The following is a 14,745-nucleotide window of genomic DNA, read 5'->3' on the forward strand; positions in this document are numbered from 1 at the left end:
AATAAAAAACCCGGGACCATGCCCGGGTTCTCTTTACCTGAAATGGCTCAGATATCCGCCACCTTCTGCCACACCTTCGGCCGGAAGAACAACGTCTCGCCCCGCGCCAGCCCGGTCAGGCTGTCGTGATCCTTGACCACCTCGGCCTCGATCAGCTCGCTCTGCCCTTCCACCTTCAGGGTCACCCGCGTAGTGGCGCCCAAAGGCCGGATATCACGCACCTCGGCCGCGTGGTGGCCCTCGGTCTCATGCCGCGACAGCGACACCTCGTGCGGACGGAACAGCACATGGTGCCCCTCGCTCAAAGCCAGGCGGTTGGAATCACCAAGGAAGTGGTAGACGAAATCGTTGGCCGGCTTCTCGTACACCTCGCCCGGCGAGCCGATCTGCTCGATCACGCCCTTGTTCATCACCACGATGCGGTCGGCCACTTCCATGGCTTCTTCCTGATCGTGGGTGACGAACACCGAAGTCAGGTTGATGTCCTCGTGCAGCCGTGCCAGCCAGCGGCGCAGCTCCTTGCGCACCTTGGCGTCGAGCGCACCGAACGGCTCGTCCAGCAGCAGCACCTTGGGCTCCACAGCCAGCGCGCGGGCCAGGGCGATACGCTGGCGTTGGCCACCGGACAGCTGCTCGGGATAGCGGTCGGACAGCCAGTCCAGCTGCACCATGTTCAGCAGCTCATGCACCTTCTCGGCAATCTTGCTTTCGCTCGGGCGCTCGCCCTTGGGCTTCATGCGCAGGCCGAAGGCGACGTTGTCGAACACGCTCATGTGGCGGAACAGCGCGTAGTGCTGGAACACGAAACCGACGTTGCGATCACGCACGTCATGGCCGGACACGTCCTCGCCATGGAACACGATGTTGCCCTGGTCCGGGGTTTCCAGGCCGGCGATGATACGCAGCAGGGTGGTCTTGCCGCAGCCGGACGGGCCAAGCAGGGCCACCAGTTCGCCGCTGTTGATGTCCAGGTTGATGGTATTCAGGGCCTGGAAGCTGTTGAAGCGCTTGCTGACGTTACGAACTTCGATCGACATGAATCATTCCTCCGCGGCGCTGTGGCGCAGGCGGTTAATACGGTTCTCGCTCCACTGCTTGAGCAGCAGGATGAAGAGCGCCAGGATCAGCAACAGGCTGGCCACGCTGAAGGCCGCGACGTGGTTGTACTCGTTGTAGAGGATCTCCACGTGCAGCGGCAAGGTGTTGGTCACGCCACGGATATGGCCGGACACCACCGACACCGCGCCAAACTCGCCCATGGCCCGCGCGGTGCACAGCACCACGCCGTAAATCAGGCCCCATTTGATGTTCGGCAGGGTCACGTGCCAGAACATCTGCCAGCCGTTGGCGCCGAGCAGGCGCGCGGCTTCTTCCTCCTGCGTGCCCTGCTCCTGCATCAGCGGGATCAGCTCACGGGCCACGAACGGCACGGTGACGAAGATGGTCGCCAGGACGATGCCCGGCAGGGCGAACACGATCTGGATGTCGTGGTCCTGCAGCCAGGGGCCGAACAGGCCTTGTGCGCCGAACATCAGCACGTAGACCAGGCCGGCGATCACCGGCGACACCGAGAACGGCAGGTCGATCAGGGTCACCAGGATGCTCTTGCCACGGAAGCTGTACTTGCTCACGCACCAGGCGGCGCTGACACCGAACACCAGGTTCAGCGGCACCGAAATGACCACGGCGAGCAAGGTGAGCTTGAGCGCCGACAAGGCATCAGGCTCGAAGATCGCCTCGAAGAAGGTGCCGAAGCCGTTCTTCAGCGCCTGCGACACCACGATCACCAGCGGCAGCAGCAGGAACAGCGCGAACACCAGCCAGCCAAGGCCGATCAGGACGCGCCGCGAGGTGGCGCTGCCACGCCGGGCGGCGTTGGCGGCGGCGCTTGCACTCAGGGTTGAACTGGACATGCGGCCTCCTTCAAGGGGTTTCGATGCGGCGCTGCAGCAGGTTGATCAGCAGCAGCAGGATGAAGGAAACCACCAGCATCAACACGCCGATGGCCGTGGCGCCGGTGTAGTCGTACTGGTCGAGCTTGACCATGATCAGCAACGGCAGGATCTCGGTCTTCATCGGCATGTTGCCGGCGATGAAGATCACCGAACCGTACTCGCCAACGCCACGGGCGAAGGCCAGGGCGAAACCGGTGAGCCAGGCTGGCAGCAGCGCTGGCGCGAGGATATGGCGAAACACCTGTAACGGTTTCGCGCCCAGGCATGCCGCGGCCTCTTCGACTTCACGCGGGATATCCGCCAGCACCGGTTGCACCGTGCGTACCACGAACGGCAGGGTGACGAAGGTCAGCGCCAGGGTGATGCCCAACGGCGTGTAGGCGATCTTGAAACCGAGGTCGGTGGCGAACTGGCCAACCCAGCCCGCAGGCGCGTACAGGGCAGTCAGGGCAATACCGGCAACGGCGGTGGGCAGGGCGAACGGCAGGTCGATCATCGCGTCGATGACCTTACGCCCGGGGAAGGTGTAGCGCACCAGCACCCAAGCCAGCAGGGTGCCGATCACACCATTGATGATGGCGGCGAACAGGGCGGTGCCGAAACTCAGCTTGAGCGCGGCGATCACCCGCGGCGCACTGACGACATTCCAGAACTGCTCGAAGGTCAGCTGCGAGGCATGGATGAACATGGCCGCCAGCGGTATCAGCACGATCAGGCTGAGGTACACCAAGGTGTAGCCCAGCGTCAGCCCGAAGCCGGGTATGACGGGGGAAATGCGACGTGACATAAATATCCCTGGTTGAACGCACCTGGCCCGGAGCAATGCCGGGCCGGTGCAGGCTTTTGAATCCTGGGGCCGCTCTGCGCCCCTTTCGCGACGCAAGGCCGCTCCTACATGGATCGCGTTTCCCTGTAGGAGCGGCCTTGCGTCGCGAAAGGGCTGCGCAGCGGCCCCCGCTTTTCCTTGGCCCTTACTGTGCCTGATAGATCTGGTCGAACACACCGCCATCATTGAAGAACTTCGGTTGTGCAGTCTTCCAGCCACCGAAGTCCTTGTCGATGGTCACCAGGTCCAGTTTCGGGAACTGCTTGCCAAATTCGGCAGCGACTTTCTCGTCACGCGGGCGGTAGAAGTTCTCGGCTGCAATCTTCTGCCCGGCCGGGCTGTACAGGTGCTTGAGGTATTCGGTGGCGATCTCGGTATTGCCCTTCTTCTCGGCGTTCTTGTCGACCACTGCCACTGGCGGTTCGGCAAGGATCGACAGCGACGGCACGACGATGTCGAACTTGTCGGCGCCACCGTCTTCCTTCAGCGCCAGGAAGGCTTCGTTTTCCCACGCCAGCAACACGTCGCCCTGACCGTTGTTGACGAAGGTGATGGTCGAGCCGCGAGCACCGGTATCCAGCACGGGTACGTGCTTGAACAGCTCCTGCACATAGGCCTTGGCCTTCTCTTCACTGCCGCCGGTCTTCAGGCCATAGGCCCAGGCGGCGAGGAAGTTCCAGCGGGCACCACCGGAGGTTTTCGGGTTGGGGGTGATGACCGAGACGTCCTTCTTGATCAGGTCGCCCCAGTCCTTGATGCCTTTCGGGTTGCCCTTGCGCACCAGGAACACGATGGTCGAGGTGTACGGGGTGCTGGCGTTCGGCAGGCGGGTCTGCCAGTCGTCCGGCAGGGTCTTGCCGAGCTTGGCGATCTCGTCGATATCACCGGCCAGGGCCAGGGTCACCACGTCGGCGCGCAGGCCGTCGATCACTGCACGGCCCTGCTTGCCCGAGCCGCCGTGGGATTGCTGGATCTTCACCTTGTCGCCCGGGTGGGCCTGTTGCCAGTGCTTGATGAACTCGGCGTTGTACTGCTGGTACAGCTCACGGGTCGGGTCGTAGGACACGTTCAGCAGTTCGTAGTCCTTGGCGATGGCGGAACCGGCAAAAACAGCACTGGCCAGGGCGGCAAGCGCATAACGGCGGATGGACATGGTGAAGCTCCCGATTGGCATTTTTCTAGTTCTGGATGTTGTGGCGCGAATCAGCCGGCCTTGTTGCCGGGCTGTTGCAGGCGGAACTTCTCCTTGCGTTCGATCTGCACCACCTGGGCGTTGTGCACGGTGATTTCCACCGCACCGAAACGCAGGTCGCGCAAGGCGCTCTGGATCTCACGCAGAATGGTGGCTTCGTCCTGACCGTCGATGCTACGCAGCGATGCACTCATGCTCGTTCTCCTTGGAGTGAGGGTGCCGGGCAGGGATTTGAAGGGGGTTTATTGCCTGGCTTGAGGGCAATAGTAGTGAGGCGGGGTTATTCTTAAAAATACTGTTTAAGAATGTTTATATAACCAGAATGAAGTGATGATCTTGCGGGCGACAAAATGCCTCTGTGGGAGCGGGCTTGCCCGCGAATACGGTAGTGAATCCACCATCGCATTCGCGGGCAAGCCCGCTCCCACAGGGTTCAGTGTTGGATTTTGGTACTGTTTTCAGGCTCGCGGATCTTGTACCAGGCCACGTACAGCGCCGGCAGGAACAACAGCGTCAGCAGGGTCGCGACGATGATCCCGCCGATCATGGCGTAGGCCATCGGGCCCCAGAACACCTCGCGGGCAATCGGAATCATGCCCAGGCTCGCGGCCGCCGCCGTCAGCAGGATCGGCCGGCGCCGGTGGTTGGTCGCCTCCACCACCGCATCCCACGGCGAGAAGCCCTGGGCCTCGAACTCGTCGATCTGGGTCACCAGGATCACCGAGTTGCGAATGATGATGCCCGCCAGCGCAAGGATGCCGAGGATCGCCACAAAGCCCATCGGCGTGCCCGTCGGCACCAGCGCCAGCACCACCCCGATCAGCCCCAGCGGCGCCACGCTGACCACCAGGAACAGCTTCTGCACGCTGTGCAGCTGGATCATCAGGAAGGTCGCCATGAGGAACAGCATCAACGGGATAACCTTGCGGATCGGCCCTTGGGCCTTGGCGCTCTCCTCCACGGTACCGCCGGTGGCCACTTCGAAGCCCACTGGCAGCTTGCTGGCGAACTCGTCGATCTGCGGCTTGAGCTGGGCGACCAGGTCGGTAGGCTGGATATCGCCGGTGACCGAGGCCTTGATGGTGATGGTCGGCTTGCGGTCACGGCGCCATACCAGCGGCTGCTCCAGTTCGTAGCGCACGGTGGCGAACGACAGCAGCGGGATCGAGGTGCCGTTGGGGGTCAGGATCTGCAGGTTCTGCAGGGTATCGGGTGAACCCCGCTCTTTATCCTCGGCGCGGGCGACCACGTTGACCAGGTAGATGTTGTCGTTGACCTGGGTGATGTTCACCCCGCTGACGATACTGTTCATCACATTGGCCACGTCCTCCGACGACAGCCCCAGCTGACGCGCCTTGTCCTGGGCGATTTCCACGCGCAGCACCTTACCGGGCTCGTTCCAGTCGTAGATCATCTCGCCGATGTGCTCGTTCTGGTCGAGCAAGGTGGCCAGGTCGATGGCGTGCTTGCGCACCTCGTCGATGTTGGCGCCGCTGACCCGGTACTGGATCGGCCGGCCTACTGGCGGGCCCATCTCCAGCGACTGCACGTTCACGCCAATGCCGACGAAGTCCTCATGCAGGAGCTTCTGCAGCCGCTGCATCATGCCCTTGCGCTCTTCGAAGCCTTTGCTGACGATCACCAACTGCGCGTAATACGGGTTCTGCAACTGCTGGTCGAGGGGCAGGTAGAAGCGAATGGCGCCCTGGCCGATGTAGGTGCTCCAGCTCACCAGGTCCGGGTCATCCTTGATGCGCGCCTCGAAGCGGTCGACCACCTTGCGGGTTTCCTCGATCGAGGCGTTCTGCGGCAGGTTGAGGTCGACGAGGATTTCCGGGCGGTCCGATGACGGGAAGAACTGGTTCTGCACGAAGCGCTCGCAGAAGATCGCCAGGGCAAACAGCAATATGGTGCCGATGATGGTCAGCCAACGGTTGCGCATGCACCACAGCAGGCCATGCTCGAAAGCGCGGCCGACCCGCCCTGGCTCGGCTTCATGGGCCTTGAGCTTGGAGCTGCTGAGAATGTGCACGCCCAGCACCGGGGCAAAGAACACCGCCACCACCCACGACACCATCAGCGCCACCGCGATCACCGCGAACAGCGTGTAGGTGTACTCACCCGCCGAACTGGCATTGAGGCCGATGGGCACGAAGCCGGCCACCGTCACCAGGGTACCGGTCAGCATGGGGAACGCCGTCGAGGTGTAGGCGAACGTGGCCGCCTGCTCCTTGCTCTCGCCCATTTCCAGGCGCGTGACCATCACCTCGACGGTGATCATCGCGTCATCCACCAGCAAGCCGAGGGCGATGATCAGCGCACCCAGCGAAATCCGCTGCATGGTGATGCCGCTGTATTCCATGAACACGAACACCATCGCCAGCACCAGCGGAATCGAGCAGGCCACCACCAGGCCGGCACGCATGCCGAGGCTGACGAAGCTCACCGCCAGCACGATCACCACCGCTTCGAACAGCGCGCTGGTGAAGCCGCCGACTGCCTGCTTGACCACCACGGCCTGGTCCGACACGGTGTGGACGCCAACGCCGACCGGCAGGTCCTGGACCACCCGATCCATGCGTTTTTTCAGCGCCGCGCCAAATACCTGCATGTTGCCGCCGGCCTTCATGCCGATGGCCAGGCCGATGGCGGTCTGGCCGTTGTAGCGGAACATCGGCGACGGCGGGTCGACATAGCCACGCTGGATGTCGGCGATGTCAGCCAGGCGGAAGAAGCGGTCGTTGATCTTCAGGTTGACGGTCTGCAGGTCCTTTTCCGAGGCGAACTGCCCGGTGGTGCGTACCGAGATGCGCTCGGGGCCTGCTTCGATCACCCCGGCCGGGGTCACTGCGTTCTGCTGTTGCAAGGCCTGCATGACCTGGCGCTGGTCGATGCCCAGGGCTGCCAGCTTGCGGGTCGAGAAGTTCAGGTACAGCACTTCGTCCTGGGTGCCGACCAGCTCGATCTTGCCGATGTTGGGCACATCGCGGACTTCGGCGCGCGCCTGCTCCACGTAGTCACGCAGCTGACGCAGGGTCAGGCCGTCGGCGGTGAAGGCGTAGATCGAACCGAACACGTCGCCGAATTCGTCGTTGAACCCGGGCCCCTGGATACCGGCGGGGAACTGGCCACGGATATCGGAGATCTTCTTGCGCACCTGGTACCAGATTTGCGGGATGTCCTTGGCCTTGGTGGTGTCGCGCAGGTACACGTACACCGTCGACTCGCCCGGGCGGGTGTAGCTCTTGGTGTAGTCGAGGGAGTCCAGTTCTTCGAGCTTCTTCTCGATGCGGTCGGTGACCTGGTACAGGGTTTCGTCCTGGGTCGCACCTGGCCAGCGGGTCTGGATCACCATGGTCTTGATGGTGAACGAAGGGTCTTCCTCACGGCCAAGGTTGAAGTACGAGAAAATGCCCATCAGCAGGCCGACGAACATCAGGTACCAGACGAACGATTGATGCTTGAGCGCCCATTCGGACAGGTTGAAGCTTCCTTTCATTGCGCATCCTCGTCGAAGGTGACCTTCTGGCCAGGCTTGAGGCTGTTCACGCCCGCTGTCACCACGCGCTCGCCGGGCTGCACGCCCGCGGCCAGGACGATGCTGTCGGCAGTACGGTCGATCAGGGTGACGTCGCGGGTACCCACGGTTTTCTGCTGAGTGTCGATCACCCAGACTTGAGTCTTGCCATCGCGCTCGAACAAGGCACTCAGCGGCAGCTCGCTGCGTGGGGACACTTGCGAGCTCAGGGTCACACTGATCGCCGTGCCCAGGTGGAAGGCAGCCGGTGTGCTCGCCAGGGTCAGCCGGGCGCGGCGGGTACGGGTGGCGGCATCGGCCTGGGGCTCCAGTTCACGCAGGGTGGCCGTGGTGTTGATGGTCGGGTCGAGTTGCAAGGCGACGGTGAAGGTCAGGTCTTTGTTCAACTGCTCGGCCAGGCCGATGGGCAAGTCGATCACGGCCTCTTTCACGTCCGGCCGGGCCAGGGTGACCACAGACTGGCCTGCGGTAACGGTTTGCCCGGCCTCGGCCTGCCAAGCCGTGATCACCGCTGCGTGGTCGGTGCGCAAGGTGCTGTAGTCGAGCTGGTCGCGGGCCTGGCTAAGCGCAGAGCGCGCCTGCTCCAGCGCTGCGCTGGTGGTTTTCAGGTTGGTCTGGGCAATATCCAGCTGGGCCTGGGCGCCGACGCCGCGATCGAACAGCTGTTGCTGGCGGCGGGCATCGGCCTGGGCATTGATCCACTGCGCCTGCACCTTGGCCAGGTCGCCTTCGGCGGCACGCAGCTGGTTCTGCTGGTCGGTGGGGTCGAGCGTGGCCAGGGTGTCGCCCGGTTTCACCTGGGCGCCCACATCCAGCCAACGCCGGGCAATGCGCCCGCCCACCCGGAAGCCCAAGGTGCTTTCGAAGCGCGCCTCGACCAGGCCGGCGAAGCGGCCCAGCTGCGACTGCATCTGAGGCTCTACCTTTACCGACAGCACCGGCCGGATCGGCTCGGGCGCTTCTTCCTCGCTTCCGCAGGCAGCCAGCAGCAGGCCGGCCGACAGTATCAGCAGGCGCTTCATAGCTCACCTCCCGCAGTCTTGGCATCGACCTTCTGCACCTGCATGCCGGGGTGCAGCAGCTGGCTACCGACCACCACCACGGTCTCGCCGGCCTTCAGGCCGCTGGCGACCACGATCTTGCCGGTCAGGTAGCGGCTGACTTCAACCTTGCGCAATTCGACCTTGTCGCCCTCGCCCACCACCCAGACTGCCGGTTCATGCAGCGCCTTGGTCAGCGCCGACCACGGCAGCTCGATGCTTGGCCGCCCCACCGCATTGGTGCTGGCAGTGACTGGCGCGCCCAGCTGCATGCCCGGCGGCACGTCCTTGAGTGCCACCTTGACCTGCACGGTGCCGCTTTGCGCCGACACGGTGGGGGTGATTTCACGGACAAAGCCGTGAGCCTGGACCTTGGGATCGTCCAGCAAGCTGACGATGACACCGACGTCGCTCGGCGGCGCCACCAGCAGTGATTCGTAGACGTTGAACACCGCATCGCGGTCGCCGTCGCGGGCCAGGCTGAAGATCGGCATGGTTGCCTGCACCACCTGGCCGACCTCGGCCTGGCGCGCGGTGATCACGCCATCGGCTTCGGACACCAGCGCGGTGTAGCCCAGTTGCTCATTGGCATCGGCCAGTTCCGCCTGGGCAGCCTTCAGCGCGCTCTGGTCGCTGCGCAGCGCGGCCTCGGCGGAATCGTATTCGCTCTGGCTGGTATAGCCCTTGGGCAGCAGTTTCTGCTGGCGCACGAAGGCGGCGCTGGTCTGGGTGACCCGTGCCTGGGCAGCGAACACCTCGGCCTTGGCCGAGTCGACATTGTTCTGCAGGTCTTTCGGGTCGAGCCGCGCCAATACCTGATTGGCCTTGACGTGGTCACCGACATCGACGCTACGGGAAATGATCTTGCCACCCACACGGAACGACAGGTCGGTCTGCACCCGTGCCTGCACGTCGCCGGTCAGGGTGACCCTGGCAGCGAAATCGGTGGGGGAAACCTGTTGTACGCCAACCCTAGGCAGTGTTTCAGTGGTTTCTTCCTTGCTACAGCCTGACAACAGGGGCAACAGCCCCAGGCAAACGACCAACAGCGGACGCATCAACGTCATGCAGGCTCCTTGCTTGCGCGCAAATGATTCGTGGAATGCGAGTGTCAGCGTAGTTCAGGGTTGGATAAACGGCACTGACCGGGATCAGTTCGGCATTTTCAGCGGCTGTGGCGGCCTCTTCGCGGGCACGCCCGCTCCCACAGGGAGGGCGCAGGCCTTGAAACCTGTGCTGTACCTGTGGGAGCTGACTTCTGCCATATCCAGAAACCATCGGCCGCACGGCAACCCGCTTCAGTCGCTAACTTACAAAGGGAAGTTTAATTTCAAGGAAGATCACAATGCCGTTGGCCGAATCCCACCGACTGCGCCGTGGGCGCTTTTCCGAGCCTGGTAGGCTCTACATGCTGACCACCATCACATACCAGCGTCAGCCACTGTTCCATGACTTCCACCATGCTCGCCTGGTGGTCAAACACCTGCGGGTCTCGAATGACATTCAGGACTGCCATTCACTGGCCTGGGTAGTGATGCCGGACCATCTGCATTGGCTGGTCGAGCTGAAAGAAGTGACATTGGGCACGCTGATGCGCAAGTTCAAATCACGCACAGCCATTGCGTTGCACAAGGCAGGTGTCAGGCACAAGCCGATATGGCAACCGGGCTACCATGATCATGCGTTGCGGCGGGAAGAAAATGTGGTGCATGCAGCCCGGTACATTGTGGCCAATCCTTTGAGGGCTGGATTGGTCAGGAGTATCAGGGACTATCCACACTGGGATGCGGTATGGCTTTGAATCGGTGTTGGGGCCTTCGCGGGCTTGCCCGCTCCCACAGGTACGGCGCAGGCCTTGAAACCTGTGCTGTACCTGTGGGAGCGGGCGTGCCCGCGAAAGGGCCGGGTCAGGCCGACGCTGCAACCTGAGTCGGGCGCTTGACCTGTGGCTGCGAGGCGTTGGCCGCCGCACCCTCTTCGATCGCCTGCTGGATCGCCTTGCGACGACGCTCTTCGGCGCGGCGGCTGAAGAACCAGACGAAGAAGGTCACCAGCGATACCGACAGCAGGATCAGGCTGGCCACGGCGTTGATCTCAGGCTTCACGCCCAGACGCACCGCCGAGAACACTTCCATCGGCAGGGTGGTCGAGCCTGGGCCGGACACGAAGCTGGCCAGTACCAGGTCATCCAGCGACAGTGCGAACGACATCATGCCGCCCGCCGCCAGGGACGGCGCGATCATCGGGATGGTGATCAGGAAGAACACCTTCCACGGCTTGGCACCCAGGTCCATCGCCGCTTCCTCGATCGACAGGTCCAGCTCACGCAGGCGTGCCGACACCACCACCGCCACATACGCCGCGCAGAACGTGGTGTGGGCGATCCAGATGGTGACGATGCCACGCTCCTGCGGCCAGCCGATCATCTGTGCCATAGCCACGAACAGCAGCAACAGCGACAGACCGGTGATCACCTCAGGCATGACCAGCGGTGCGGTGACCAGGCCGCCGAACAGCGTGCGGCCCTTGAAGCGGGTGACCCGGGTCAGCACGAAGGCCGCCAGGGTACCCAGTGCCACTGCAGCCACCGCCGTGTAGCAGGCGATTTCCAGCGAGCGCATCACCGAACCCATCAGCTGGGTGTTGTCGAGCAGGCCGACGTACCACTTCACCGACCAGCCGCCCCAGACCGTCACCAGCTTGGAGGCGTTGAACGAGTAGATCACCAGGATCAGCATCGGCAGGTAGATGAACAGCAAGCCGAGCACCAGCATCAGCTTGGAAAAACTGAAGCGCTTCATGCTCTGCCCTCCATTTCTTTAGCCTGGCTGCGGTTGAACAGCAGGATCGGCACGATCAGGATCGCCAGCATCACCACCGCCAGGGCGGATGCCACCGGCCAGTCACGGTTGTTGAAGAATTCCTGCCACAGCACTTTACCGATCATCAGGGTTTCCGGGCCGCCGAGCAGTTCAGGAATCACGAACTCGCCCACCACCGGGATGAACACCAGCATGCAGCCGGCGATGATGCCGTTCTTCGACAGCGGCACGGTGATCTTCCAGAAGCTGTTGAAAGTGCTCGAACCCAGGTCCGAAGCAGCCTCCAGCAGCGAAGGGTCGTGCTTCACCAGGTTGGCGAACAGCGGCAGGATCATGAACGGCAGGTACGAATAGACCACACCGATGTACACCGCCAGGTTGGTGTTGAGGATCTGCAACGGCTGATCGATCAATCCGGTCCACAGCAGGAAGCCGTTGAGCAGCCCGTTGTTGCTGAGGATGCCCATCCAGGCATAGACGCGGATCAGGATCGCGGTCCAGGTCGGCATCATGATCAGCAGCAGCAGGACTGTCTGGGTCTCCTTCTTGGCGTTGGCGATGGCGTAGGCCATCGGGTAGCCGATCAACAGGCACAGCAGGGTGCTGAAGAAGGCCATCTTCAACGAGCCCAGGTAGGCCGAGATGTACAGCTCATCCTCGGTCAGCAGGCCGTAGTTGGCCAGGTTTAGCACCAACTGGATCTTGTCTTCGACGTAGGTGTAGATCTCGGTATACGGCGGGATCGCCACGTCGGCTTCGGCGAAGCTGATCTTCAGCACGATGAAGAACGGCAGCATGAAGAACAGGAACAGCCAGATGAACGGCACGCCGATCACCAGGTGCCGTCCCTCCGGGATAAGGCGCTGGAAGGCTCGCTTGAGCTTGCGAGGTTTCATGACCGCAGTACCACGCCGCTGTCGTCTTCCCACCACACGTACACTTCATCGCCCCAGGTCGGGCGTGCGCCCTGGCGCTCGGTGTTGGCGACGAACGACTGGACGATCTTGCCGCTTGGCAGCTCGACGTAGAACACCGAGTGGCCGCCCAGGTAAGCGATGTCGTGGACCTTGCCGCGCGACCAGTTGTGCTCGCAGGTCGGTTGCTGGGAGGTGACCAGCATTTTCTCCGGGCGCAGGGCGTAGGTGATGTGCTTGTCTTCCACCGAGGTGGTGATGCCGTGGCCGACGTAGATCTTGCGCTCCAGTTCCGGGCTGGCAATGATCGCGTGGCCTTCGGCGTCGTCGACCACTTCACCGTCGAACAGGTTGACGTTACCGATGAATTCGCACACCAGGCGGCTGGTCGGGGTCTCGTAGATATCCACCGGCGAGCCGATCTGGGCGATCCAGCCCAGGTGCATGATGGCGATGCGCTGGGCCATGGTCATGGCCTCTTCCTGGTCGTGGGTCACCATCACGCAGGTCACGCCTACGCGCTCGATGATTTCCACCAGTTCCAGCTGCATCTGCGAACGCAGTTTCTTGTCCAGCGCGCCCATCGGCTCGTCGAGCAACAGCAGCTTGGGGCGCTTGGCCAGGGAACGGGCCAGGGCCACCCGCTGGCGCTGGCCACCGGAGAGCTGGTGTGGCTTGCGCTTGGCGTACTGGGTCATGTGTACCAGCTTGAGCATCTCGGCCACGCGGGCGTCGATCTCGGCCTTGGGCATCTTGTCCTGCTGCAGGCCGAAGGCGATGTTCTGCGCCACGGTCATGTGCGGGAACAGCGCGTAGGACTGGAACATCATGTTGATCGGCCGCTCGTACGGCGGCATATCGGTGATGTCGACGCCATCGAGGAAGATCCGTCCTTCAGTCGGGCGCTCGAAACCTGCCAGCATACGCAGCAAGGTCGATTTGCCGGAACCGGAGCCACCCAGCAGGGCGAAGATCTCGCCTTTGCGGATTTCCAGGGACACATCGTCCACGGCGATCGTTTCGTCGAACTTTTTTGTAACCCGGTCGATCTTGACCAGCACCTGCTTGGGTTGCTGGCCACCCTCGAGGGCTTTTTTATAGGCACCGGAGGCAACTGCCATGAGTGAAACTCCCAACAAGATTTTTGTGCCCGCGCGGCCTGTGTTCCAGGTACCGCAGCGGGTCTGGATAATTACTTGCCCGACTTGACCTTGGTCCAGCTACGGGTCATCAGACGCTGCACCTTGGGCGGCAACTCTGAGTTCACGAACATCTTGTCCAGCACTTCCTGCGGTGGATAAACCGCAGCGTCAGTCCTCACGGCCTGGTCCATCAGGTCGCCAGCCTTGGGGTTCGGGTTGGCGTAACCGACGTAATCACTGACCTGGGCGATAACCTCAGGTTTCAGCAAATAGTTGATGAAGGCGTGGGCCTCCTTGACGTTCTTGGCGTCCTTGGGAATCGCCAGTACGTCGAACCAGAGGTTGCCGCCTTCCTTGGGAATGGCGTAGGCCAGGTTCACGCCCTTCTTCGCTTCTTCAGCGCGGGCCTTGGCCTGGAACACATCACCCGAGAAACCTGCCGCGACGCAGATGTCGCCGTTGGCCAGGTCGGTGATGTACTTGGACGAGTGGAAGTAGGTCACGTACGGGCGTACGGCCAGCAGCTTCTGCTCGGCCTTGGCGTAATCCTTGGGGTCGGTGCTGTTGGGGTTGAGCCCCATGTAGTTGAGCACCGCCGGGAGCATTTCGTCCGCCGAGTCGAGGAAGGCCACGCCGCACTTGGAGAGCTTCTTCATGTTCTCGGGTTCGAACAGCACGGCCCAGGAGTCGATCTTGTCCACGCCCAGCGTGGCCTTGACCTTGTCGACGTTGTAACCGATGCCGTTGGTGCCCCACAGGTAAGGCACGGCGTACTGGTTGCCCGGGTCGTTCTTTTCCAGGCGCTTCATCAGTGCCGGGTCGAGATTGGAATAATTGGGCAGCAGGTTCTTGTCGAGCTTCTGGAACGCGCCCGCCTTGATCTGCTTGCCGAGGAAATGGTTGGACGGCACCACCACGTCATAGCCGGTATTGCCGGCCAGCAGTTTGCCTTCCAGGGTTTCGTTGGAATCGAAAACGTCCTGCACGGGTTTGATGCCCGTTTCTTTCTCGAAGTCCGCGAGGGTATTCGGGCCGATATAGTCCGACCAGTTGTAGAAGTGCACCGTAGGCGCCGCTTGGACGCTGCATGCCAGCGTCAGGCCCGCTCCAGCCATCAAGGCCTTGCGTAAAACAGAAATAGACAAGTGGGTGGTCCTCACAATCAGTGCCTGGGTGACGGCGTACTTATTGGGTACAAGCGTTGCCGCGCACACAAAACCGGCGCGCAACTTACCTGCGCAGCTTCGATGCCGCAATCAACAATTGCCATTCACTGGCTCTGGGCCGGAAAACCCCGGCCCAGAGGTCACGCATCG

Annotated in this window: 13 protein-coding genes; 1 reads left to right on the plus strand and 12 read right to left on the minus strand. The window is 62.4% G+C overall.

Features of this window, described 5'->3' with window-relative positions; genetic code table 11:
- Window positions 1–47: 47 nt before the first annotated feature.
- The 8 genes from J7573_RS13790 to J7573_RS13825 all read right to left on the minus strand — a co-directional run bounded on the left by J7573_RS13790 (window position 48) and on the right by J7573_RS13825 (window position 9,618).
- On the minus strand, window positions 48–1,037 hold the full coding sequence (locus J7573_RS13790; protein WP_152955479.1) for a sulfate ABC transporter ATP-binding protein: 990 nt from the start codon (window positions 1,035–1,037) through the stop codon (window positions 48–50).
- Window positions 1,038–1,040: 3 nt separating this feature from the next.
- Window positions 1,041–1,913 (minus strand): sulfate ABC transporter permease subunit CysW, encoded by an 873-nt coding sequence (cysW, locus tag J7573_RS13795; protein WP_085676373.1) that lies wholly within the window; start codon window positions 1,911–1,913, stop codon window positions 1,041–1,043.
- Between the two features lie 10 nt (window positions 1,914–1,923).
- Window positions 1,924–2,742, minus strand: a complete 819-nt coding sequence (gene cysT / locus J7573_RS13800) for a sulfate ABC transporter permease subunit CysT (protein ID WP_294335622.1) — start codon at window positions 2,740–2,742, stop codon at window positions 1,924–1,926.
- Between the two features lie 184 nt (window positions 2,743–2,926).
- On the minus strand, window positions 2,927–3,934 hold the full coding sequence (locus J7573_RS13805; protein WP_294335623.1) for a sulfate ABC transporter substrate-binding protein: 1,008 nt from the start codon (window positions 3,932–3,934) through the stop codon (window positions 2,927–2,929).
- 50 nt (window positions 3,935–3,984) lie between these two features.
- A complete protein-coding gene (oscA, locus tag J7573_RS13810; RefSeq protein WP_016712582.1) occupies window positions 3,985–4,167 on the minus strand; it encodes a sulfur starvation response protein OscA in 183 nt (60 codons plus the stop codon).
- 239 nt (window positions 4,168–4,406) lie between these two features.
- Window positions 4,407–7,472, minus strand: a complete 3,066-nt coding sequence (locus J7573_RS13815) for an efflux RND transporter permease subunit (RefSeq protein ID WP_294335626.1) — start codon at window positions 7,470–7,472, stop codon at window positions 4,407–4,409.
- A complete protein-coding gene (locus J7573_RS13820) occupies window positions 7,469–8,533 on the minus strand; it encodes an efflux RND transporter periplasmic adaptor subunit (RefSeq protein ID WP_294335628.1) in 1,065 nt (354 codons plus the stop codon). The genes J7573_RS13815 and J7573_RS13820 overlap by 4 nt, the downstream gene beginning before the upstream one ends.
- Window positions 8,530–9,618 carry an efflux RND transporter periplasmic adaptor subunit gene (locus tag J7573_RS13825; protein WP_294335629.1) on the minus strand — a complete coding sequence of 363 codons (1,089 nt, stop codon included), beginning with the start codon at window positions 9,616–9,618 and terminating at the stop codon, window positions 8,530–8,532. Before J7573_RS13825 ends, J7573_RS13820 begins: the two co-directional genes overlap by 4 nt.
- 278 nt (window positions 9,619–9,896) lie before the next feature.
- Here J7573_RS13825 and J7573_RS13830 point away from each other — a divergent pair, with 278 nt between their 5' ends.
- Window positions 9,897–10,352: a transposase gene (locus tag J7573_RS13830; protein ID WP_294335632.1), complete on the plus strand. Its 456-nt coding sequence runs from the start codon at window positions 9,897–9,899 to the stop codon at window positions 10,350–10,352.
- A 106-nt stretch (window positions 10,353–10,458) separates the two neighbouring features.
- On the opposite strand, the gene J7573_RS13835 is transcribed toward J7573_RS13830, so the two are convergent.
- The 4 genes from J7573_RS13835 to J7573_RS13850 form a co-directional block, all read right to left on the minus strand.
- Entirely contained in the window at window positions 10,459–11,352 is an 894-nt protein-coding gene (locus J7573_RS13835; protein ID WP_110632738.1) for an ABC transporter permease subunit, read from the minus strand.
- Window positions 11,349–12,230, minus strand: coding sequence for an ABC transporter permease subunit (locus tag J7573_RS13840; protein WP_176507617.1), 882 nt, complete (start codon window positions 12,228–12,230; stop codon window positions 11,349–11,351). The genes J7573_RS13835 and J7573_RS13840 overlap by 4 nt, the downstream gene beginning before the upstream one ends.
- A gap of 35 nt (window positions 12,231–12,265) precedes the next feature.
- Window positions 12,266–13,408, minus strand: coding sequence for a polyamine ABC transporter ATP-binding protein (gene potA, locus J7573_RS13845; RefSeq protein WP_294335636.1), 1,143 nt, complete (start codon window positions 13,406–13,408; stop codon window positions 12,266–12,268).
- A 71-nt stretch (window positions 13,409–13,479) separates the two neighbouring features.
- A complete protein-coding gene (locus J7573_RS13850) occupies window positions 13,480–14,574 on the minus strand; it encodes a polyamine ABC transporter substrate-binding protein (protein ID WP_294335637.1) in 1,095 nt (364 codons plus the stop codon).
- Window positions 14,575–14,745: the final 171 nt, after the last annotated feature.

The sequence above is a fragment of the Pseudomonas sp. genome (assembly GCF_017744435.1).
Classification (GTDB): domain Bacteria; phylum Pseudomonadota; class Gammaproteobacteria; order Pseudomonadales; family Pseudomonadaceae; genus Aquipseudomonas.